The following is a 21,278-nucleotide window of genomic DNA, read 5'->3' as shown; positions in this document are numbered from 1 at the left end:
CCTGCCTCTCCTGCGGCCTGCCCACCCGCGGCCGCGACCGAGCAGCACCGACCCCGGAGGTAACACATGAGCAACACCGCCGACGCCATCATCGTCGGGGCAGGCGTGGTGGGCGCCTCGATCGCCTTGGAGCTGACCCGTGCCGGGTATTCCGTGACCGTCGTCGACAAGGCCGGCGGACCCGGCTTCGGCTCCACGAGCGCGTCGAGCGCCGTCGTCCGGTTCAACTACTCGACCTGGGACGGCATGGCCGCCGCGTGGGAGTCGAAGTTCCGCTGGGAGGCCTGGGCCGACCACCTCGGGTACGCCGACCCGACGGGTCTGGCGTCCTTCCAGCGCTGTGGCCTGGCCTTCCTCGACGTCGACATCATGCCGCGCGACCGGATGGCGAAGATGTTCGTCGAGGCCGGCATCCCGTTCGAGGAGTGGGGACCCGAGGAGCTCACCAGGGCCCTGCCCGGGGTGGACGCCGGACGCTACTTCCCGCCGAAGCCGGTCACGTCCGAGGAGTTCTTCGACGCTCCCACAGGCACCCTCGGGGCCATCTACACCCCGGACGCCGGCTATGTCGACGATCCCCGGCTCGCCGCGGCCAACCTCGCCGCCGCTGCCGCGCACGCCGGCGCGGTCTTCCGCTATCGCAGGACCGTCACGGCCCTCGAGCAGCGGTCGCGGACCTGGGCGGTGACCCTCGACGACGGCGAGGTGCTCGAGGGCGCCATCGTCGTGAACGCCGCCGGGCCCTGGTCCTCCGGGCTGAACCGGCTCGCCGGGATCGGGTCGGACTTCACGGTCACCGTGGCGCCCGTCCGGCAGGAGGTGCACCACGTCGCCGCGCCGCCCACCCTGCCCGCCGGCTTCCCGGTCATCGCCGACGCCGACCTCGGCATCTACCTGCGCGGGGAGTCGGGTGGCCACCTGCTGATCGGCGGCACCGAGCCGGACTGCGACCCGCTGGAGTGGATCGACGACCCCGACGCCGCCAACCCCCATCCGACGACCGAGCGCTTCGAGGCCCAGGTCTTCCGTGGCGCGCGGCGGCTCCCCGACCTCGCCGTCCCCAACCGCCCGCGCGGCATCGCCGGTGTGTACGACGCCAGCGGGGACTGGGCGCCGGTCTACGACCGGACCGAGGCAGCCGGCTACTACGTGGCGATGGGCACCAGCGGCAACCAGTTCAAGAACGCCCCGCTCATCGGATCCCTGATGACGACCATCATCGACGGCGTGGCCAATGGCGCCGACCACGACGCGCAGCCGCTGAGCTACACCGCGCCGCACACCGGCCACGTCATCGACCTCGGCGCCTTCTCGCGACGCCGGCCGCCCAATGCGGCCTCGTCCGGCACCGTGCTCGGCTGACCGCCGCCGCCCACCCCACCGGGCTCCGGCCCCACCCCCCCATCTGCGAAGGACCCGACCATGACCCTCACCTTCCCGCCCGCCGACCTCTTCCAGGGTGCGCTCGACGAGAGCCTCCTCGGCCCGCCGAGCGCCGTCGTACTCGAGGGCGAGATCGCGGTCCGCTCGGCGGTGCCGTTCACCTCCGACGACGCCCGGGTGCTCTCGGGCGTGTGGGAGGCGGAGCCGGGGTGCTCGCGCTGGGAGTTCCTGGACCGGGGCGAGGTGATCCTGGTGCTCTCGGGCCGGATGGTCGTCACGCAGGACGGTGGCGAGCCGGTGGTGCTGACGGCGGGGACCGCCGCGGTGTTCCCGATCGGCTGGGTCGGGACCTGGGAGATCACCGAGCGGATCCGCAAGTTCTTCGTCGTCTACCGCGGCTGACCCGGGGCCCGCTCGGCGCCGCCGGCGCACCCGCGACCGCGGCCGCGCCGCGCCGACCCCGGCTGTCTGCGTCGATCGGGCTGGCGGTGTTTCCGGCCGTGGGTTCCGGTGGGATAGGTCTGGACTGTGAACGACCATCGTCCCAGGACCCGACCGGCGGCCGGTGACGAGCTCTCGGACGTTCTCGCGCGAGCACTGCGGGACCGTGGTCGGTCCTTGACCTGGCTGCACGGACGGCTGCGCGAGCGCGGCCTCCGGGTCGGGCTCTCGACCTTGAGCTACTGGCGCTCCGGTCAGCGACGCCCCGAGGGCTCCGCGTCGTTGGATGCGCTGGCCGAGATCGAGGACCTGCTGGACCTCCGCTCCGGCAGCTTGGTCGATCGTCGCGGTCCGTCCCGCCGATCCGGTGCCATCGCCCGGTCGGCGGACGTCCAGGAGACCCTCGACAGCACGAACGCCCAGCTGATCGACGTCGCGCTCGGTGAGCTGGAGCTGACCGATGCGCCATCGTGGGCGGTCGAGGAGGCAGCTTCGTTCACCGTCGACCTCGACGAGCACGGCTGTCTCAGCCGGGTCCGGCTCCGATTCCGTCTGCGCGCGGTGCAGGACGCGGTCGACCGGATCCCGATGTGGTTCCTGGCCGAGCGTGCGCTGCCGGAGGCCGTCGAGCTCGTGGAGCTGCGGGGAGCGCGTCCGGGACGACGGGTCGACCGCCGTGAGGTCGGGCTCCTCGTCCACGAGCTGCTGCTCGAGCGCTCGCTGGTCCGCGGGGAGTCGGCGATCGTCGAGGCGTCGCTGCGAATACCGGAGCACGACAGCGAGCCCGACACCGAGTTCATCCTGAACCCGCCGCGACGCATCAGCGAGATCGAGCTCTGGGTCCGGTTCGACCGGGTGCCTGCGAGCTGCCGCGTCCGAACCGCCGAGCTGGGCGGTCGGCCCGTCGAGGTCGCGGTCGATCTGCGGGGCGCGCGCAGCGCCCACCACGCGGTGCGTGGGTTCGGGCCCGGCGCCCTCGGCATCTCCTGGTCCTGGTGACCGAGCAGCGTCCCGGAACTTCACAGATCCAGGACCGAGGTGCGTGGAGGCGCCGATCCTAGGGTGACGTCGTACTGGTCATTCGTGACCGAAGGTGCGCGCCTCGCGACGACCGAGGTCGCCAGGGAGACCGAGAGGTGCACGTTGGTCATCGACAAACCAGGGGCCCGGGCCCTCGGTCTGCTGATCGCCCTCGGACTGGCGCTGGTGGGGCTCCCCGCCGCGCAGGCACAGCCCGGGGCCTCGCGCAGCACCTCGTCGTCGGGAGCGCGATGGGCGCTGGCCGCGCAGTGGCAGGTCGGAGGCCTCGGCGCGGATGCCGTCGATGCCACGGCGACGAGCGTCGTGACGGTCTCGGACACCGACGACCGGGTGCAGGTCTACTCGACCTCCGGGACCCTGGTCTCGCAGTTCTCGATCGGCGGCGACGTCGCCGCCACCGGCGTCGCCGTGTCGCCCGACGGACTGATCTTCGTCAGCGACTACTCCAACAACACCGGCATCCACGTCTACCGCCCCGACGGCACGCCGTTCGCGACCTTCCGGCCACCGGGCGTCGCCGACTTCACCCCCTGGGGCCTCGACGTCGACCAGGCCGGCAACGCCTACGTCGCCGACCCGATCGCGGACACCGTCTACCGGTTCGACGCAGTCACCGGCGCGGTCTCGAAGGTCGGGTCGTCCGGTGCCGCGACCGGTCGTCTCGACGGGCCCTACGACGTCGCCGCCGCGCCCGACGGAACGGTCCTCGTCGCGGACGGCAACAACCACCGCATCCAGCGCTTCACTCCCGGAGGCGCGTTCCTCGCCACGTTCGGCTCAGCCGGGTGGGGGCCGGGACAGTTCGGGTCGCGTCCCCACAGTGTCGACGTCATGCCCGACGGCACGATCGCGGTCGGCACCGCGAGCCAGCCGGTGCGGATCTTCAACGCGGCCGGGGTGTTCCTGCAGGAGGCGTGGGCCGGCAGCGAGGTCACCGCTCTCGCGACGGGACCGGACCGGAGCATCTACGCAGCCGCGCTGCTCACCAACCCGGTGGTGTGGGGGGTCGCGAAGCTCAGCCCCACGACCTCGGGTGTCGCGACGGTGAAGGCACCCAAGAAGGGCGTTCGGGTCACCCGGCGGAAGGTCGCGTTGACCATCCGATGCATCAGCGCCGATCCCTGCAAGGGCGTCGTCCAGCTGACGGTCAAGGGCAAGAGCCTCAACGCCGCCAAGGCCTACAGCCTGCCTGCCGGTGCCAAGGCGAAGGTGAAGGTGAAGCTGACCAGGAAGGGCCTCAAGATCGTCCGCAAGAAGCCGGTGACCAAGGCGGTCGCGACCGTCACCGGCAGCACGCGGAAGGTCCGGATACGGCGCTGAGGGCGCTGGCGGGAGCCGTTGCGTGGCGCGGGCGGCTCGGGCCGGTGGCGTGGGCCAGGCTGTCAGACCGGCTCGGCGGGTGACGCCGCCAGGAACTCCTCGAGCGGTCCGCCGACATCGGGGAGGTCGAGGGCGACGATCGCGCGGGCGTCGTCGGCGCCCAGCCCCAGCATGAGCAGCAGCGACTCGGTGACGGTGTCGGTGAGGGCGGCGTCGTCGGCGTCGGGGTGCTCGTGGAGGTGCTGGGCGAGGGCGAGGGCGGCGCCGCCGGCGATGAGGAGCGCGGCGTCGGGGTCGCTGGTGGAGAAGCGGCCGGCCCCGACCGCGGCGCGGATGTCGCGCAGCGCGCGGGGGGCGAGGCCGTGGTCGGAGGTGACCAGGGCCGCGCCCTGGGACAGGAGCACCCTGCTCAGCTCGGGAACCTGTCGGTGCAGGCGGCCGACCATGCGGAAGCTGCGCGCGAACGCCTCGGCCGGGTCGTCGAGCCCGGCCGTCACTTGGTCGAGGAAGGCGCCCTGCTGCTCCAGGGCGTCGTCGACGGCGGCCTCGAAGAGCTGCTCCCGGCTGTCGAAGTGGTTGTAGAACGAGCCCATCCCGACGTCGGCGAGCTGGGTGATCTCCAGGATCGCGACGGTCGTGCGGTTCTCCGCGATCAGCTGCTGGGCGGCCTTGACGAGCGCGGACCGGGTCTGGGCCCGGCGCCGCGCGCCACGGGTGCTCGCCGCCTTGGACATCGCCTCCGACACCGTCCGCCTCCTCGCTCGCCGCGTGCGCTGCCGCTCACCTTAGTGCGGATCAGCAGATCTGACGATTTCGTCAAGAAACCTTGACGCGGACCTTGCCCTTGGTTGACGATTACGTCAGTCAAGAGGAGAGCTGATGTCCACCCACCACACGCACAGTGACCTGCACAGCGAGCACGGAGCGCTGGCCGGCGAGCACCCCGGACGGGCGCGGAACCCGGTCGTCAAGGTGCGCGACCTGGCCTGGCTGGAGTTCGAGAAGCCGGACCTCGACGGGGCCGAGGTCTTCGCGCACGCCTTCGGCTTCGCCACCAGCTTCAAGGACCGGGACGAGCTGCACCTGCGCGGCACGCTCGCGGGCAGTCCCGCCGTCGTCGTACGACGGGGCGCGCGGTCGCGCTTCACCGGGCCGGCCTTCCTGGCCGCCGACGACGCCGACCTGCTCCGGCTCGCCGGCCACCTCGACGTCGCGGTGACCCGACTGCCGGAGAGCCTGGGCGGTCTCAGTGTCGACGTCCGTGACCCCAGCGGCGCGCGGGTCCGGGTCGTGGCCCGCTGCCACCCCCTCGCGGCGCTGCCGGGCCAGGAGCCGCTGGTCCACAACGTCGGCGGCCGGGTCACGCGGACGAACGCCCCGCAGCGCCCGGCGCGGGCCCCGGCGAAGGTCGAGCGGCTCGGCCACGTCGTGCTCCAGACGCCGCGCTACCGGGAGACGCTCGACTGGTATCTCGACCACCTCGGGCTGATCGTCAGCGACTTCCTCTACTACGACGGCCAGCGGGCCAAGGGCCCGACGATGAGCTTCATCCGCTGCGATCGCGGCAGCGAGCCGGCCGACCACCACACGCTCGCGATGGCCCTGGGGCCGCGGGCGCGCTACGTGCACTCGGCGTACCAGGTCGCCGACCTCGACGCGCTGGCCGCCGGCGGCGAGTTCCTCCGCGAGGCCGGCTACCGCCGGTCGTGGGGGATCGGGCGGCACATCCAGGGCAGCCAGATCTTCGACTACTGGCGCGACGACCACGGCTTCCTGGTCGAGCACTTCACTGACGGGGACCTGTTCGACAGCACCCTCGAGCCCGGCTGGGCGCCGATGACGGCCTCCGGTCTCGCGCAGTGGGGGCCGCCGGCCACCGCCGACTTCCTGGGCATCAAGCCCGGCCGGGAGTCCCTGGCCGAGGCCCGCTCCATCCTCTCCGCGCTGCGGAGGTCCGACAACGAATTCGACCTGACCCGCCTGCGCGGGCTGCTGAAGGTGGCCACCTCATGAGCATCAACGTCCTCCGCATCGCCGACCGCTGGTACGTCGAGAAGTCCGCACGCACCGGCTCGCCCATCGACACCGCCGCGCGCACCACCGCCGAGCTGCTCGCCGACCGGGCGGCCATCGACCGCGCGGTCGTCGCCGAGGAGGTCGACCTGCCCGACGGCGCGCCGCAGTCGCCCGTGACGGCGCCCTGCCGCGTCGTGGCCCAGATGACGAACTTCGTCAGCCACATCGAGGACTCGGGCCTCAACCCGAAGACCGTGCCGCTGACCTTCTTCCGCAAGACCTCCCACTCGATCAGCGGTCCCACCGACGACATCGTCAAGCCGGCCCACGTCCGCTTCCTCGACTACGAGGTCGAGGTCGGGCTGGTGATCGGCCGGGACCTGCCGGTCGGGACCACCCTCACCGAGCGGAATGTCGCCGACCACGTCGCCGCCCTGGTCGTCACCAACGACGTCTCGGCCCGCGACCTGCAGCTGCCGAAGACCCAGTTCTTCGAGGCCAAGTCCTACCCGACCTTCACGCCGGCCGGGCCGCGGCTCGTCGTCCTCGAGCCGGGGGACTGGGAGCGCTTCGGCGAGCTGCGGCTCCGGCTGTGGGTCAACGGCGAGCTCCGCCAGGACGCGGTCGTGGCCGACGACATGCTCTACCAACCCCTCGAGGCACTCCAGGGGCTCGCGCGGTTCCAGCCGCTGTCCACGGGAGACCTCGTCCTCACCGGGACACCGGGGGGTACGGCGCTGAAGGCTCCGCCCAAGCCGGTCGAGATCATCGGTGCGCTCCTCCCGCCCGCCACCAAGTGGAAGGCGTTCTTCAAGGCGCAGGCCAAGAACCCGGCGTACCTCGCCGACGGGGACCTGGTCGAGATCCACGTCGCAACCGCGGACGGCAAGCTGGACCTCGGACGCCAGCGCACGACGGTCCGCCACGAGCCCGGCATGGCCTGATGAGCGTCGAGCAGCCCGAGGCGGTGGTCGTCGGCGCCGGCCCGACCGGAGTCACCGCCGCGATCCTGCTGGCCCAGGCAGGAGTGCCGACGCTGGTGCTGGACCGCTGGCCCGAGGTGTTCCCCCAGCCGCGGGCGGTGCACTTCGACGACGAGGTCCACCGGATCCTGGCCGGTCTCGGGGTCGCCGAGCAGGTCGCCGCGCTCACCATCCCCGGGGCCGGGCTGCGGCTGCTCTCGTCAGGACACGCCACGCTGGCCCAGTTCGACCGGACCGACCCCCGCACGGCCAACGGCTACCCGCAGGCGAACATGTTCGACCAGCCCGACCTCGAGGCGGTGCTGCGCGCCCGGATGCACGAGCTGCCGCTCGTCACCTTCCGGGGCGGTGTCGAGGCGACCGCCGTCCGGCCCGGTGGAGCCGACCGACCCGAGGTGGAGTACGTCGACCTCGGCACGCGCGAGGTGCACCGGGTCCGGCCCCGGTTCGTCCTCGGCTGCGACGGCGCGATCAGCACCGTCCGGGCCGCCATCGGCTCGACGATGCGGGACCTCGGGTTCGCCGAGCAGCGCTGGCTCGTGGTCGACGTCGCCACTCCGCGCGAGCTGGGGCACTGGGGCGGCGTGCACCAGGTCTGCGACAGCACCCGCGCGGCGACGTACATGCGGATCGGCGCGACCCGGCACCGCTGGGAGTTCGCCCTCCTGGACCACGAGACGCCCGCCGACTACCGCGACCTCGACGCGCTCGCGCCGCTCCTCGCGCCCTGGGACACCGACCTCACCGACTTCGAGGTCGTCCGGCTCGCGGAGTACACCTTCCGCGCGGGGTTGGCCGACCGGTGGCAGCGCGACGGCGTCTTCGTCCTCGGCGACGCCGCCCACCTCACCCCGCCGTTCATCGGCCAGGGCATGGGCGCCGGCATAAGGGACGCGGCCAACCTCGCCTGGAAGATCGCGGCCGTCGTCGACGGCAGGCTCCCAGCCGAGATCCTCGACAGCTACGAGGCCGAGCGCGCGCCGCACGCGCGGGCCATGATCCGCCTCGCGGGGCTCGTCGGCCGGGCCATGACGGCGGGCGGACCCGCCGGCGACCGGCTGCGCGGCGTCGCGGTCCCGCTGCTGGTCCACCTGCCCGGCGTACGCGGTCGCGTGCTCGACAGCACGACCCCGGCACTGTCCCGCTCCGCGCTGGTCGATCGCGGCCGGCTCGGTCTTGGCCTGCCCGGACGGCTCTGCCCGAACCCGGTCCTGCCCTCGGGCGACCGGCTGGACGCGGTCGGCGGCCACCGGTTCGTGCTCGTCTCCCGCGAGGCGCCGGCGGGCCGGGCGGCCGAGCGACTGCACGCCCTGGGCGGGCTCGCCATCGACGCGACCGAGGCGCCGGAGCTCGATCGCTGGCTGGGCCGGCACCAGGCCGCGCTGGTGCGTCCGGACCGGACCGTCCTGGCCGTCGGAAGCGTGGCGGGCGTCCTGGGGCACCCGCTCCTGGGGCGTGCTCCGGACACCGCCGGGCGCCGTGCGAGGTCGAGGTCGCGGGTGCGACAGCCGCACTAGGATCACCGCGTGAGGTGGTCTGCCCGGCGGGTGCTGCCGGCGGCCGTCATCGTGTCCCTCGCCGCCGTGGGGGCGGTGGTCACGGTCCGGGCGCCGGACGGCTCGCCCGCGCCCGCCCCGCCGGCCGCACCGGAGGCGTCGGCCTTCCTCGACTCCTGCATCGACACCGCCGGCGTCGACTCGGTCTCGGCCCTGAACCGTTTCGTCGCGAAGGTGCGAGGCAGCGACGGGTTCGCGGGCGGCGACGTCGGTGCCAGCGTCGAGCTCCAGGACGGCCGCCAGCTCTTCGTCTTCGGCGACACGCTGCGCGCGGCTGACTTCGACGGTCAGCGCTTCGTGCGCAACTCGATGCTCGTCTTCTCGCCCGGGTGCGGGCAGGCCGTCATCCCGCGCGACCACGGAGCGATCGTCCCCGACCGGAGCGACGGGGTGGGCTACTGGCCGATGTCCGTCGCCAGGATCGAGCTGCCCGGCTACGACATCGTCGGCGTCGGGGTGCAGCGGGTCCGGGCGACCGGTGGGGGCGTGTTCGACTTCGAGAACCTGGGCCCGGCCATCGCCCGGTTCGACGTGCCGCGTGGCGGTGTCCCCGAGCTTCGGTCGGTGGAGGACATCGGGCCCGACGACGCCGATCCGACCCGGCCGATGTGGGGCGCGGCCGCGGTGGTCGACTCCGGCTGGGTGTACATCTACGGCACCTCGCGTCCCGCCGAGCCGGGACTCAACGGCTTCGCGCTGCGGGTGGCGCGCTCCCGGCCGGCCGAGGTGGGCCGGCCGGCGACGTGGACCTACTGGGACGGCGAGCGCTGGACGCGCCGCGCCACGGCCGCCGCCGAGCTCATCGGCCACCAGGGCGGCGTCTCCCAGACGCTGAGCGTCTTCCGGGTCGGGCAGACGTGGTACGCGCTCAGCAAGAAGGACGAGTTCCTCGGCACCGACCTCACCATCTGGACCGCTCCGCGGCCGACCGGGCCGTTCACCGTGCAGCCGGCCGCGGCCGCGATCCCGTCGGACGCCGTCACCGGCACGCTGCGCTACATGCCCCTGGCCCACCCCGACCTGCTGCCGCGGCCGGGAACCATGGTGGTGAGCTACAGCGTCAACAACACCGACGTCGAGGTCATCCGCGACGATCCACGTCGCTACCGCCCGCGCTTCCTCCGGGTGACCCTCCCGGTGCCGGCCGGGTAGCGAGCGGGTCCGTCCACAGCGTCTCGATCGGAACCGCCCGGCCCAGCACGTTCTCCGCGGCGCGGTGCCCGGACCGGAGGGCGGCCGTGACCGTCGCCGGGTCCTCGGTCCAGGTCGCCTCGCCGGCCAGGTGCAGCACGCCGGCGACGGGTGTGGCGAGGACGTCGTGGTCCTCGGTGGTGGAGCCGACGCTCATGTAGGCGTAGGAGCCGCGGGCGAAGGGGTCGTCCTGCCAGCGGGTGATCTCGACGGAGGTGGGCGTGAGGTCGGCGTCCGGGTGGATCTCGCGCAGCGCGGCCAGCACCGACGCGGTGATCGCCTCGTCGCTCCAGCCGCGGACCGCCCGGGCGCACGGACCGGCCGCGAAGGTCAGCAGGGTCGGTACGCCGTGCAGCGGGGTCAGGTCGTACCAGGAGTGCCACCAGGAGGCAGCCGGTCCCTGGCGCCGGATCGCATAGACGTCGGCGGCCCAGAACCGCTCGGGGAAGCGGAGGAACACCTTCTCGAAGGCGTTCATCTCCAGGCGGTCGAGCGCGCCCGCCATGGGCTCGGGCAGGGGTGGGTCGATGACCAGCGTCCCCGACCTGAGGACGCCGACCGGGACCGTCACGATCGCGCGTCCGGCACGAACCTCCTGGTCGCCGCACCGCACGACGACGCCGTCGGCGCTCCACTCGACCCGGGTCACCACCTGCCCGAGGCGAACGTCGAGTCCCTCGGCCAGCCGCAGCGCGAGCGCGTCGAAGCCCTCGGGGAAGACGACCTCGTCGCCCTCGACCTGGTCGTCGTCGAGGCCGTGGGCGTCGAGCTCGCCGATCCACACGCCGTACTGCTCCTCGGTGCGGTGGCGGAGGAACTCCCGCACCCGCTCGGCCCGGTCGGCCGGCCACGCCAGGTCCGCCAGCGCCTCCTCGGCCACGGTCTCGTACGACGTGCCCCGGGCGGACGCCGCGATGACGCCGGCGAGGCGCTCGTCGACGGCGCGGACGTCGGCGGCGAAGGCCTCGACCTGGGCCGCGTCGAGACGAGCCCCGTCGGGGCCGTAGTAGGCGATCGGGCGGCTGTCGGGCTGGAAGCTGCCGACGCTGAACTCCGTCGTCGGCATGCCGAGCGCCGCGACCGCGGCGTGCAGCGGGTTGGCGTCGATGCCGTGGATCCACGACGCGCCGAGGTCGGTCACCAGGCCGTCGTGCCGCCGCGAGTGCGTCCGGCCGCCGACCCGGTCGCGGGCCTCCAGCACGACCACCCGCCGGCCGGCGGCGGCCAGCAGCCGGGCGGCGGTCAGGCCGGCCACGCCGGCTCCGACGACGATGCAGTCGGCCAGGTCGGCGCGGTCGGCCAGGTCGGCCAGGTCGGCGTCGCTCATGCTTGGAGGCTAAGCCACCGTGGGTGGGTCGTGCTGGGTTGGGATTCACCACGGGATGTAGGTGAATGACCGGTTCTGTAGTGGAACTCCGCTACAGAACCACGGGTTCGCCTACATCCCGTGGTGAATCCCACCCCCCGGAGCCGGAGCTGGATCGACGGGCCGACGACACCTGGGCCGACCGGCATTCCCTGCGTGGCGTGTACCGAGCCCGACAACAACTGCGCGCCGCCTCGACGCACCGTGGATTCGGGCCATGATGCAGAGCGAGGTCGCGGTCCGCTCGGGCCGCCCGCTGTCGTACGGGATGGTCGCGCTCGTGGTCGTCGGCTACCTCGCCGTCATCAAGGGGTGCTCCGCGACGACCGGCCGGTCCGGCGCTGGGTGTGGGCCGTGCCGATCGTCTTCGCGGTCTGCATCGCACTGGCCATCGACTATGCCGACCTGGGGGACAGGGGTCTCGGGTACGTCCTGGTGTTCCTGGTGGCCACCCAGTTCGTCGGTTGGGGCGAGGAGGGCAGGTTCCGGGGCATCGGCGTGACGACGCTGCGACGCCAGGGCCCGAGCGAGGCCGCCGGCCCGCGCGCTCGCGTCTCAGACGATCGGGTCGACCCGGACACCCTCGGTGAACTGCTCGCGGACCTCGGCGAGCACGTCGGGCCGCCGGAACAGCGTCGCGGCCGTCATCGCGAGCATCAGCGCCCCGTCGAGGACCGCGCGGTCGCCGTGCTCGCCGCCGACGAGCTCGGCGGCCTCGCGGCTGTGCATGCCGAGGCCGGGCACGATCTCGATGTTGGGATGGATCGAGGGGACGACCTGGCTGACGTTGCCCATGTCGGTGGAGCCGGGGAAGACCTCGGCGCGGTGCGGCTCGGTCGTGCGGCCGATGCGGTGGTAGCTGTCCTCGACGATCTGCTCGAGGACGGGATTGGGCTGGATGGACAGGTACGTCGGCGCGGTGAGCTCGATCTTCACCTCGGCGCCGGTGGCGAGCGCCGCGCCGCGGGCACAGTTCTCCACGCGGGGCTGGATGTCGTCGAGAAGCAGCCGCGGGTCCTCGGCGCGGACCGAGGCCTGCAGCACGGTGCGCTCGGGGATGATGTTCTGGGCCTCGCCGCCCTCGGTGACGATGGCGTGGATCCGCACGTCGCTGGGGACCTGCTGGCGCAGCAGGCCGATGGCGGTGAGCGTGAGGACGGCGGCGTCGAGGGCGTTGACGCCGCGCTCGGGGCTGACCGCGGCGTGGGCGGCGCGTCCGGTGAAGGTGATCTGGAGGCCGCTGCGGCTCAGCGTGCGCATGGCGGAGAGGTTCTCGCCGGAGGGGTGGAGCATCATCGCGGCGTCGAGGCCGTCCAGGGCGCCGCTGGCGATGATCGGGACCTTGCCGCCGCCGCCCTCCTCGGCGGGACTGCCGACGACGACGAGCGTGCCGCCGAGGGTCGGGTCGTCGGCGAGCAGCGACTTCACGAGCAGGGCCGCGCCGAGTCCGGCGGACGCGATCACGTTGTGGCCGCAGCCGTGGCCGATCTCCGGCAGCGCGTCGTACTCGCAGAAGATCGCGACCCGCGGGCCCGGCCGACCGGTGTCGTAGGTCGCGAAGAACGCGGTGGGCAGGCCGGCCAGTGGCCGCACCAGCGCGAACCCGTCGTCCTCCAGCCGCTGGGCGAGCAGCCCGCTCGCGAAGACCTCCTCGAACCGGATCTCCGGCCGGGCGTGGATCTGGTGGCTGGTCTCGAGCAGCAGGTCGCCGAGCTGGTCGAGGCGGGTGCGCAGCACCTGCTCGTCCGACTCCGGCAGGGTGGGCAGCGGGCTGGACGACATCGGGCTCCTCGGTGCACGTGGTGGGTGGTCGCGGGCATGGTGTCGCGAGAGGTGGGCCGCCGGGGCGCCGCGCGGTCCGTTCACCGGACCCGCCGCGCCGGGAGGCGCAGAACCGCCCGCCCCTCGTCGCGCTGCAGGGTGGTGCCGACGGCGCTGCTCAGCTCGACCAGCCGATCGACGATGCGGGTGGCGCGCGGACCGCGCGCCAGTCCCGGCACCCCCCGCGCGGCGCCCACCCGGTCGCGGCCCAGGTCGAGCGGGTGGAGCTGGAGGACGGTGCCCTCCTCGTCCCACCGCATGCTCGCCACCGCGGACTCCAGCACGTTGTCGCTGGCGAACAGCACCTGGTTGCGCGCATGGAGCAGCTCCGGCACGGTCGCCGCCCCCGGCTCGGTGCGGCACGAACGCCAGGTGTCGAGAGGGACGACGTCGAGGCTGGGGGACATCATCGCGAAGTCCCCGAGCGAGTGCAGGATCGGTACGCCGTCGCGAACCTCGACGCCGCGGAGCTGGTGCGGCCCGTGCCCGACCACGAGGTCGGCGCCGGCGTCGACGGCGCGGCGGCACAGGTCCGCGGCGAACGCGGCCGGACTCGTGTCGTCGTTCGACGGCTCGTGGGAGTGCAGGGAGAACACCACCAGGTTGCTGTTCTGCCGTGCCTGCCGTACGGCGAGCAGCACCGCCGCGACGTCCTCGGGATCGGGCTCGTAGCGCACCTCGCCGTCGTCGCCGGGTGTGCCGCGCCGGAACCGGCCGCCCATGGCGCGCAGCTCGTCCTCGCCGGGCAGGTTGAGGAAGCTGGGATGGCGGGCGGCGAACCGGTGCAGGTGGTGCCACAGCTCGTCCGGGACGGTCGCGACGGGACTGCTGCGGATCGCGGCGACGCCCGGCCGGGCCGGGATCTCGCCCAGTGGGTCGCCCGCGCGGGAGTGCTCGGTGAAGGTCGTCGTGGCGGACACGAGGGCGACCCGGCCGAAGGCGGTGTCGACGTACCGGGGGGCGATCGCGCCACTGAGCGAGGTCCCCGCGCCCGCCGCCGTGATGCCCGCGGCGCGGACCGCGGCCAGGGTGCCCAGCAGTCCTTCGGTGCCCCAGTCGCCGGCGTGGTTGTTGGCCAGGCTGACCAGGCCGAAGCCCAGCGCCGCCAGGTCCGCGGCGACCTCGGGCTCGGCCAGCAGCCAGCTCCCGCCCGAGGCCGCGGCCGGTGCGCAGCCCGCGGCGGCGAGGTCGAGCAGGGTCGTCTCCAGGTTCCCGAAGAGCAGGTCCACCGAGCCGAGCAGCCGCACCAGGTCCGGCTGCTCGACCGCCAGGGTGGCGGACATCGGCCGTAGGTACATGAGGTCGCCGACCGCGCCGAGCCGGAAGCCGGCCCGGATCGGCTCACGAGGCACGGCGGCCACCTCGACGGTCGTGCTGGGCATCATGGGCACTCACTCCTGCCGGTTCCGCGGGCCTTCCGTCGAGGCCGACGTCGTCGTCGTCACTACCGACACGCCGGCCGTCACGGCACGTGCGGCGGTTCGGCCAGCAGAACGTCGCACCGCTTCGAGCGCCCGTCCGGTGGGCCTCCTGGCCGGTTCGGGGAGCCAGTCCGCTGAGCGAAACGGTGGTGGGGACAGCCCTCGGCGGCAGGGTGTCTGCTGCGCGGTACACACCGACGGCGCCACGGCGCACTACCTGACTCAGGAGCTCTGGACCATGAGCATCGCGAGGGAGACAGCGGGGCTGGACGCCACCGCGCAGGCGGGCCTGGTGCGGAGCGGCGAGGTGACGCCGACGGAGCTGGTCGAGGCCGCGATCGAGCGCATCGAGAGTCTCGACCCGACGATCAACGCCGTGATCCAGCGCCGCTTCGAGCGTGCGCTCGATGAGGCCGCCGGCCCGCTGCCCGACGGTCCGTTCCGCGGCGTGCCGATCCTGCTCAAGGACCTCGGCACCCCGATGGCGGGCGAGCCGTCGCACCTGGGCAGCGAGCTGCTCAAGCGGATCGGCAACGTGGCGAAGGAGGACAGCGCGCTGACGACGTCCATCCGCGAGGCGGGCTTCGTCGTGCTCGGGCGCACCAACGTGCCCGAGTTCGGCCTCGTCTGCACGACCGAGCCGGCGGCGTACGGCCCGACGCGCAACCCGTGGGACCTCGACCGGTCGACCGGCGGCTCGTCGGGTGGCGCCGCCGCGGCCGTGGCCGCGGGCCTGGTGCCCATCGCGCAGGGGACCGACGGCGGCGGCTCGATCAGGATGCCGGCGTCGCACTGCGGTCTGCTGGGTCTCAAGCCCACTCGCGGCCGGATCAGCCTGGCGCCCGCGGGGGACGGCATGGAGGGCCACACCACCAACGGCTTCCTGACGACCTCGGTGCGCGACGCCGCCGCGGCGCTGGACCTCGCCGCCGGCTACCGTCCCGGGGACGCGTTCGTGCCGCCCCCGCCGGCCGCGTCGTACGCCGAGCTGGCCGGCCAGGCGCCGCCGCGGCTGCGCGTCGGGCTGCTCGACGTACCGGAGGTCAACGGCTATCCGGTCGACGAGGAGGTCCGGGCCGTCACTCGCGCGGGGGCGCAGTTGATCGCCTCCCTCGGTCACGAGGTCGAGGACGCCTACCCCCAGGCGCTGCTGGACGCCGAGTACCTGCGCCGCTGGCAGGAGCTGCTGAGCCCCAGCGTCTCCGCTCTCTTCGAGGACCTCGAGCGCCTCGCCGGCCGCCCCGTCGCGCGGGACGAGGCCGAGGAGATGGCGTGGTGGTGGCGCGGGATCGGCGAGCGGATCACCGCGACCCAGCACCGGCACAACCAGGACTGGCGCGACGACTTCACCCGGCGCGTGGCGTCGTGGTGGGCCGGTGGCTTCGACCTCCTCGTCTCGCCCGTCCTGCCCCACGCGGCACCGCGGCTCGGCTTCTTCGACCAGCCCGACGGGCTGCGTCGCTCGGTGGACATCCTGTGCTTCACGCCGCAGTTCAACACCACCGGCCAGCCGGCGATGTCGGTGCCGCTCGGGGCCACCGCGACCGGGCTGCCGCTCGGCCTCCACGTCGTCGCGGCCCACGGCCGCGAGGACCTCCTGCTGCAGCTCGCCGCACAGCTCGAGCAGGCAGCGCCCTGGGCGGACCGCCGTCCGCCCCTCCACGCCACGGCCGAGAGGATGAGCGCCTGATGGAGCCCACCGCAACCGCCTGGCGCGAGCAGCTGCGCAGGGGTGAGCTGTCCGCCGTCGAGCTCTGCGAGCACTACCTCGCCCGTCTCGACGCGGTCGCCCACCTCAACGCCGTCGTGGCCCGGGACGACGAGGCGGCGCGCGCGGCGGCCGCGGCGGCGGACGCCCGCATCCGCGCCGGCGAGGACGGACCGCTGCTCGGCATCCCCCTCACCGTCAAGGACGGGCTGGACGCGGTGGGCATGCCGTGCCGGACCGGGTCGTTGGCCCGGGCCGACCAGCCGGTCCGCGACGCCGAGGTCGTGCGCCGGGTCAAGGCGGCGGGTGCCGTGGTGCTCGGCAAGACGAACATGCCGGAGCTGGGCATGTCGTACGAGACCGACAACCGGGTCTACGGCAGGACCGACCATCCCTTCGACCCACGGCGTACGCCGGGCGGCTCCAGCGGAGGGGAGGGTGCCGTCCTCGGCGCGGACGCGTCGCCGCTCGGCATCGGCACCGACGGGGGTGGCTCGATCCGCGTCCCGTCGGCCTTCTGCGGCCTGTTCGGGCTCCGCCCCACCACGGGACGGGTGCCGGGGACGGGTGCCTGGCCGCCGGGCCGGGCCGGCAGCACCTTCGACCTGACCTGCGTCGGCCCGATGGGCCGCGGCACCGCCGACATCGCGTCGCTGCTGGGGGTGCTGGCCGGACCGGACCTCGTCGACCCCTTCGCGCCTCCCGTGCCGTTCGCGGACTGGACCGCCGTCGACGTGTCCCGGCTCCGCGTGGGCTGGTACGTCGAGGACGGCGTCGCGGCGCCGGTGTCCGAGGTCCGCGCGGCGGTCGAGAAGGCCGCGGTGGCGCTCGGCGAGGCCGGAGCCACGGTCGTGGAGGTCGTCCCGCCGGCCGGAGTGCGCCGTGCCACCGAGTACTTCTTCCGGGCCACCGCCGCCGACGGGGGAGAGCGCCTGCTCGACCTCGTCGGCGACCGACCCGAGGACCACGTCCCCCAGTTCCTCGAGCTCGTCCGGCACCCGCCGTACGGTGGCTCGACGAGCGCCGCGGACTACTTCGCGCTGCTCCAGGAGATTTTCGACCTGCGGGCCGAGGTCCGTCGGTGGGTCGCGGACTACGACGTGGTGCTCGCTCCCGTCGTCGCCGGACCGGCGCCGCTGCACGGCGAGCCGCCCGCCGGCGTACCCGGCGAGCGGTACCTGCGCTACGAGTCCTTCAACTACACCCACACCTACAGCATCGCGGGACTGCCGGCCGGATCCGCGCCGGTGGCGGTGTCCGACGGGCTGCCGATCGGCGTGCAGGTGGTCGCTCCGGCCTGGCGGGAGGACCTCGTCCTCGCCGCCCAGCAGGTGCTCGAGGACGCCTTCGGCGGCTTCGCGATGACCGACCACCTCCGCGCGTGGACGGGCTCGGGAGCCACGGCCGACACTTCATCTGGACGTAACAGGGGCGAGCAACGGTGAGATCGAGCAGCACAGGCCTGCGGCCGTTCCCGTCCGAATCGGTAGGAGCTCATTGACATGACCGACGTCGCCCCCGGCGCCCTGGGCGCCCCCCGAACGGCTCGCCCCCCACGGTTCGCGGGCCTGCCACCGATCGTCACCTTCGTGCTGTGGCGCGTGCTGCGCGGTCTCGGTGTGCTGTTCGCCCTCTCGCTGATCGCCTTCGGCCTGGTCCACCTGCTGCCCGGCAGCCCCGTGGACACCCTCGCCGGCCCCTACAGCGACGCCGCGACCCGGGCCAAGCTGACCGAGGACCTGGGCCTCAACGAGCCGCTCCCGGTGCAGTACCTCACCTGGCTCGGCAACACCCTCCGCGGCGACCTCGGCACGTCGGTCTTCAACGGCCTGCCGGTCCGGGAGCTGATCGGCGAGCGGTTGCCGAACACCTTCGAGCTGGCCATCTTCGCCACCATCATCTCCGCGGCGTGGGGCGTGCCCGCGGGCGCGATCGCCGCGCTGCGCCGCGGCCGCGGTGTCGACGTCGCCGCCCGGTCGGCGACCTTCGTCGGCCTGGCGATCCCGGTGTTCGTGTTCGGTGTCGGGCTGGTGCTGATCTTCTCGGCCCTGTTCCCGACCTGGCCGACGCTGGGCTTCGTGTCCTTCGCGGACGACCCGATGAAGAACCTGCAGACCATGATCCTGCCGAGCATCGCGCTCGGCCTGCCGCTCGGCTCCACCCTGTGCCGCTACATGCGCAGCTCGATGCTCGAGGTCTACGAGCAGGACTTCATCCGCACGGCGCTCGCCACGGGCAGCACGAAGCTCCAGGCCACGCTCCGGCACGGCGTACGCAACGCGGCGGCTCCGGTCGCGACGGTCGCCGGCCTGCAGATGGCGGGCATCGTGGGCAACTCGATCCTGATCGAGAACGTCTTCGCGATCCCGGGCATCGGACAGCTCACGGTGAGCGCGATCACCCAGCACGACTACGCCGTCGCCCAGGCCTGCATCCTCGTGCTCGGCGCCACCTTCGTGCTCCTCAACTTCATCGTCGACCTCCTCATCCCCCTGATCGACCCGAAGATCGGACGAGACTGATGACCGAACTCGCGAAGGCGCCCTCGACGCGCCTGCCCGGCCGCCGCCGGCGACGGCCGTCCCTCCGCTCGCGCAAGGAGGCGACTGCCGGCATCGTGATCCTGGCGGTGCTGATCCTGCTCTCGCTGACGGCGTCGTGGTGGACCGACTTCACCCCGTCGCAGGTGGCCGGCCGGCCCTTCGACGCACCGTCCGCCGAGCACTGGCTGGGCACCGACGACCTGGGCCGCGACTACCTGGTCCGACTGCTCACGGCGGGCCAGACGTCGCTGTTCATCTCGGTGGCGGCGGCGAGCCTGGCCCTGGTCGTCGGCACCGCGATCGGGATCGCGGCCGGCCTGCGCGGCGGTTGGCTGGACTCGATCCTGATGGCCGGCATCGACCTGGTCCTCTCCTTCCCGTCGCTGCTGCTCGCGCTCAGCGCGGTGACGGTGCTCGACCCCACGAAGCCGATCCTGATCGTGGTGCTCACGGTGATCTCGGTGCCGCAGTTCGCCCGGGTCGTGCGGACGTCCAGCATGGAGCTGCGCAGCCGGGAGTTCGTCCTCTCGGCGCGGGTCTCCGGGGTCTCGTCCTGGGCGATCGCGATCAAGCACCTGGTCCCCAACGTGCTGCCCCTCCTGGCCGTGCAGTTCGCCAACACCGCGGCCATCGCGATCCTCGTCGAGTCCTCGCTGAGCTATCTCGGTCTGGGCGTCCAGCCGCCCGAGCCGAGCTGGGGAAACATGATCTTCGCCTCGCAGAACTACATGACGCAGTGCCCCTGGCTGCCGCTGGCGCCAGCGGGGGCGTTGCTCCTGGCCTCGATCGGCTGGGGCCTGGTCGGCGAAGGCTTCAACGCGGGCAAGCGCTCGCTCATCTGAGCGACTCCCGCTGCACACCACCACCAGACCGTCTCCTTCGGGCGACGGCCACAGAGAAAGGGCGCGACTCATGTCGCTTACTCGCAGAACACGCCGACTCGGGGCGGTGGTCGGAGCCTCGATCCTGGCTGCAGCGCTCGCTGCGTGCGGGGGCACGTCCGGCACCAGCAACGACGGCGACGGCGGTACGCCGCGGCGCGGCGGCACCCTGATCGTCGGGGAGGACAGCCAGCCGCTCAGCGGCTTCGACCCGATCATGGCCCAGGCCTTCAACGCCAAGCGCATGGTCGCGCAGTTCTACGAGGGCCTGCTCTCCCTCGGGGAGGACGGCCAGACCATCGAGCCGGGCCTGGCGACCGAGTGGAACCAGACCGGTGACCTGACCTACGAGTTCACGCTGCGCGACGGCGTGAAGTTCCACGACGGGTCGGACCTGACCGCCGAGGACGTGGTGTTCAGCCTCGAGCGCATCGTCGACCCCGAGCAGCACTCGCCGTACTCCTCGCTCTACAACTTCAAGGCCATCACCGCCCCTGCCGCGAACAAGGTCGTCATCGAGCTGTCTGAGCCGCAGGCGTCGCTGCTGCACCTGCTGGCTCAGCCGTGGAGCGCGGGCATCGTGAGCAAGAAGTGGGTCGAGAGCACGGACGCGGACGAGCAGAAGACCAAGGAGAACGGCACCGGCCCGTTCAAGCTGAAGGAGTTCCGGGAGGGCTCGCTGATCAGCACGGTCCGCTTCGACGACTACTGGGACGAGGGCAAGCCCTATCTCGACGGCGTCGACTTCCGGCTGATGGCCGACGAGTCCACGCGGATCTCGGCGTTCACCTCCGGCTCCATCGACATGATGCAGGCGCGGGTGCCCAAGAACGCCGAGGCGGTGAAGGCGAAGGGCCTCAACGTCGGTCCGGCGTACAACCTGTCCTACTGGGTCGGTCTCAACATGACCGACGGGGCGCTGGCCAACCCGAAGGTGCGCCAGGCGATCAGCGTCGGCATCGACCGCGAGCAGCTGATCGAGATCGGCTCGCAGGGCGCCGGCGAGCTCGCCTACACGGTGCCCCCGGCGGACCCGCTGGGCTCGCCCGCGACGAAGGACACGCCCAACTACCAGTACGACCCGGAGCAGGCCAAGCAGCTGCTCGCGGAGTCGGGCGAGAAGGACGTGCGCCTCAAGCTGATCCTCCAGTCGGAGAACCAGAACGCCCTGCCCACGGCCCAGCTGCTGGCCGAGCAGCTCGGCAAGATCGGGATCGAGGTGGACGTGGTCCCGACGCCGTTCTCCACGCTGGTCAGCAACCTGCTCTCCGGCAAGTGGGACGCCGACATGATCGTGCTGAACGCGGCGCTCAACGCCGACGCGAGCCAGTACCTCGCGCTCTGGTTCGCCAAGGACAGCACCGCCACCAAGGTCGACGACCCGAAGCTGTGGCAGATGATGTCGGACGCCGTCACCACGACGGGTGGGGACGAGGACCGCAAGGCGAGGTACCAGGAGATCGGCGACTACATCGCAGAGAACGTCTACCAGATCGTGCCCTACGCCGCGCCGTCCGCCTACGACATGTGGACCAAGAAGCTGCACGGCTTCACGGCCGACGCGTCGGGCACCCGGATCCTCCTCAAGAACGCATGGATGGGATGAC

Annotated in this window: 17 protein-coding genes; 13 read left to right on the top strand and 4 right to left on the bottom strand. The window is 72.7% G+C overall.

Going from position 1 to position 21,278, the window contains the following annotated elements; translation table 11 throughout:
* Positions 1 to 66 precede the first annotated feature (66 nt).
* The 4 genes from JOD66_RS10345 to JOD66_RS10330 all read left to right on the top strand — a co-directional run bounded on the left by JOD66_RS10345 (position 67) and on the right by JOD66_RS10330 (position 4,185).
* On the top strand, positions 67 to 1,362 hold the full coding sequence (locus tag JOD66_RS10345; RefSeq protein WP_204836790.1) for an NAD(P)/FAD-dependent oxidoreductase: 1,296 nt from the start codon (positions 67 to 69) through the stop codon (positions 1,360 to 1,362).
* 60 nt (positions 1,363 to 1,422) lie between these two features.
* On the top strand, positions 1,423 to 1,785 hold the full coding sequence (locus tag JOD66_RS10340; protein WP_204836789.1) for a cupin domain-containing protein: 363 nt from the start codon (positions 1,423 to 1,425) through the stop codon (positions 1,783 to 1,785).
* Between the two features lie 216 nt (positions 1,786 to 2,001).
* Positions 2,002 to 2,823: a hypothetical protein gene (locus tag JOD66_RS10335; RefSeq protein ID WP_204836788.1), complete on the top strand. Its 822-nt coding sequence runs from the start codon at positions 2,002 to 2,004 to the stop codon at positions 2,821 to 2,823.
* An 84-nt stretch (positions 2,824 to 2,907) separates the two neighbouring features.
* The gene (locus JOD66_RS10330) at positions 2,908 to 4,185 is read left to right on the top strand and encodes an NHL repeat-containing protein (protein ID WP_204836787.1); all 1,278 of its coding nucleotides are present in this window, start codon (positions 2,908 to 2,910) and stop codon (positions 4,183 to 4,185) included.
* A 62-nt stretch (positions 4,186 to 4,247) separates the two neighbouring features.
* Here JOD66_RS10330 and JOD66_RS10325 read toward each other — a convergent pair whose 3' ends face one another.
* Positions 4,248 to 4,931: a TetR/AcrR family transcriptional regulator gene (locus tag JOD66_RS10325; protein WP_204836786.1), complete on the bottom strand. Its 684-nt coding sequence runs from the start codon at positions 4,929 to 4,931 to the stop codon at positions 4,248 to 4,250.
* Between the two features lie 133 nt (positions 4,932 to 5,064).
* On the opposite strand from JOD66_RS10325, the gene JOD66_RS10320 reads away from it, so the two are divergent.
* From JOD66_RS10320 to JOD66_RS10305, 4 genes are read left to right on the top strand one after another with little or no spacing between them, the layout of a single operon-like run.
* Positions 5,065 to 6,198 carry a VOC family protein gene (locus JOD66_RS10320; RefSeq protein ID WP_204836785.1) on the top strand — a complete coding sequence of 378 codons (1,134 nt, stop codon included), beginning with the start codon at positions 5,065 to 5,067 and terminating at the stop codon, positions 6,196 to 6,198.
* Positions 6,195 to 7,145, top strand: a complete 951-nt coding sequence (locus tag JOD66_RS10315) for a fumarylacetoacetate hydrolase family protein (RefSeq protein WP_204836784.1) — start codon at positions 6,195 to 6,197, stop codon at positions 7,143 to 7,145. The genes JOD66_RS10320 and JOD66_RS10315 overlap by 4 nt, the downstream gene beginning before the upstream one ends.
* Positions 7,145 to 8,701 carry a bifunctional 3-(3-hydroxy-phenyl)propionate/3-hydroxycinnamic acid hydroxylase MhpA gene (mhpA, locus tag JOD66_RS10310; protein ID WP_204836783.1) on the top strand — a complete coding sequence of 519 codons (1,557 nt, stop codon included), beginning with the start codon at positions 7,145 to 7,147 and terminating at the stop codon, positions 8,699 to 8,701. Before JOD66_RS10315 ends, mhpA begins: the two co-directional genes overlap by 1 nt.
* Before the next feature lie 9 nt (positions 8,702 to 8,710).
* Positions 8,711 to 9,892, top strand: a complete 1,182-nt coding sequence (locus tag JOD66_RS10305; protein ID WP_204836782.1) for a DUF5005 domain-containing protein — start codon at positions 8,711 to 8,713, stop codon at positions 9,890 to 9,892.
* On the opposite strand, the gene JOD66_RS10300 is transcribed toward JOD66_RS10305, so the two are convergent.
* The 3 genes from JOD66_RS10300 to JOD66_RS10290 all read right to left on the bottom strand — a co-directional run bounded on the left by JOD66_RS10300 (position 9,822) and on the right by JOD66_RS10290 (position 14,503).
* Positions 9,822 to 11,258: a flavin monoamine oxidase family protein gene (locus JOD66_RS10300; protein WP_204836781.1), complete on the bottom strand. Its 1,437-nt coding sequence runs from the start codon at positions 11,256 to 11,258 to the stop codon at positions 9,822 to 9,824. The two genes, JOD66_RS10305 and JOD66_RS10300, sit on opposite strands and share 71 nt — an antisense overlap.
* A gap of 594 nt (positions 11,259 to 11,852) precedes the next feature.
* The gene (locus tag JOD66_RS10295) at positions 11,853 to 13,079 is read right to left on the bottom strand and encodes a M20 family metallopeptidase (protein WP_204836780.1); all 1,227 of its coding nucleotides are present in this window, start codon (positions 13,077 to 13,079) and stop codon (positions 11,853 to 11,855) included.
* An 80-nt stretch (positions 13,080 to 13,159) separates the two neighbouring features.
* Positions 13,160 to 14,503 carry a CapA family protein gene (locus JOD66_RS10290; protein ID WP_204836779.1) on the bottom strand — a complete coding sequence of 448 codons (1,344 nt, stop codon included), beginning with the start codon at positions 14,501 to 14,503 and terminating at the stop codon, positions 13,160 to 13,162.
* A gap of 274 nt (positions 14,504 to 14,777) precedes the next feature.
* Here JOD66_RS10290 and JOD66_RS10285 point away from each other — a divergent pair, with 274 nt between their 5' ends.
* The 5 genes from JOD66_RS10285 (at position 14,778) to JOD66_RS10265 (ending at position 21,277) form a co-directional block, all read left to right on the top strand.
* On the top strand, positions 14,778 to 16,229 hold the full coding sequence (locus tag JOD66_RS10285; RefSeq protein WP_204836778.1) for an amidase: 1,452 nt from the start codon (positions 14,778 to 14,780) through the stop codon (positions 16,227 to 16,229).
* Positions 16,229 to 17,692: an amidase gene (locus JOD66_RS10280; RefSeq protein WP_204836777.1), complete on the top strand. Its 1,464-nt coding sequence runs from the start codon at positions 16,229 to 16,231 to the stop codon at positions 17,690 to 17,692. Before JOD66_RS10285 ends, JOD66_RS10280 begins: the two co-directional genes overlap by 1 nt.
* Before the next feature lie 57 nt (positions 17,693 to 17,749).
* Positions 17,750 to 18,769 carry an ABC transporter permease gene (locus tag JOD66_RS10275; protein ID WP_204836776.1) on the top strand — a complete coding sequence of 340 codons (1,020 nt, stop codon included), beginning with the start codon at positions 17,750 to 17,752 and terminating at the stop codon, positions 18,767 to 18,769.
* Entirely contained in the window at positions 18,769 to 19,632 is an 864-nt protein-coding gene (locus JOD66_RS10270) for an ABC transporter permease (protein WP_204836775.1), read from the top strand. The genes JOD66_RS10275 and JOD66_RS10270 overlap by 1 nt, the downstream gene beginning before the upstream one ends.
* A gap of 106 nt (positions 19,633 to 19,738) precedes the next feature.
* The gene (locus JOD66_RS10265) at positions 19,739 to 21,277 is read left to right on the top strand and encodes an ABC transporter substrate-binding protein (RefSeq protein ID WP_204836774.1); all 1,539 of its coding nucleotides are present in this window, start codon (positions 19,739 to 19,741) and stop codon (positions 21,275 to 21,277) included.
* Position 21,278 lies beyond the last annotated feature (1 nt).

Origin of the sequence: Nocardioides nitrophenolicus (assembly GCF_016907515.1) — a bacterium.
Lineage (GTDB): Bacteria > Actinomycetota > Actinomycetes > Propionibacteriales > Nocardioidaceae > Nocardioides > Nocardioides nitrophenolicus.
This window is presented reverse-complemented; position numbering and strand designations above follow the sequence as displayed.

What these genes read in the sequence shown, in the direction of transcription:
- JOD66_RS10270 (WP_204836775.1), top strand. Translation starts at nt 18,769, where the DNA reads ATGACCGAACTCGCGAAGGCGCCCTCGACGCGCCTGCCCGGCCGCCGC.
- JOD66_RS10295 (WP_204836780.1), bottom strand. Translation starts at nt 13,079, where the DNA reads ATGTCGTCCAGCCCGCTGCCCACCCTGCCGGAGTCGGACGAGCAGGTG.
- JOD66_RS10315 (WP_204836784.1), top strand. Translation starts at nt 6,195, where the DNA reads ATGAGCATCAACGTCCTCCGCATCGCCGACCGCTGGTACGTCGAGAAG.
- JOD66_RS10280 (WP_204836777.1), top strand. Translation starts at nt 16,229, where the DNA reads ATGGAGCCCACCGCAACCGCCTGGCGCGAGCAGCTGCGCAGGGGTGAG.
- JOD66_RS10345 (WP_204836790.1), top strand. Translation starts at nt 67, where the DNA reads ATGAGCAACACCGCCGACGCCATCATCGTCGGGGCAGGCGTGGTGGGC.
- JOD66_RS10340 (WP_204836789.1), top strand. Translation starts at nt 1,423, where the DNA reads ATGACCCTCACCTTCCCGCCCGCCGACCTCTTCCAGGGTGCGCTCGAC.
- JOD66_RS10275 (WP_204836776.1), top strand. Translation starts at nt 17,750, where the DNA reads ATGACCGACGTCGCCCCCGGCGCCCTGGGCGCCCCCCGAACGGCTCGC.
- JOD66_RS10290 (WP_204836779.1), bottom strand. Translation starts at nt 14,503, where the DNA reads ATGATGCCCAGCACGACCGTCGAGGTGGCCGCCGTGCCTCGTGAGCCG.
- JOD66_RS10300 (WP_204836781.1), bottom strand. Translation starts at nt 11,258, where the DNA reads ATGAGCGACGCCGACCTGGCCGACCTGGCCGACCGCGCCGACCTGGCC.
- JOD66_RS10320 (WP_204836785.1), top strand. Translation starts at nt 5,065, where the DNA reads ATGTCCACCCACCACACGCACAGTGACCTGCACAGCGAGCACGGAGCG.
- JOD66_RS10285 (WP_204836778.1), top strand. Translation starts at nt 14,778, where the DNA reads ATGAGCATCGCGAGGGAGACAGCGGGGCTGGACGCCACCGCGCAGGCG.
- mhpA (WP_204836783.1), top strand. Translation starts at nt 7,145, where the DNA reads ATGAGCGTCGAGCAGCCCGAGGCGGTGGTCGTCGGCGCCGGCCCGACC.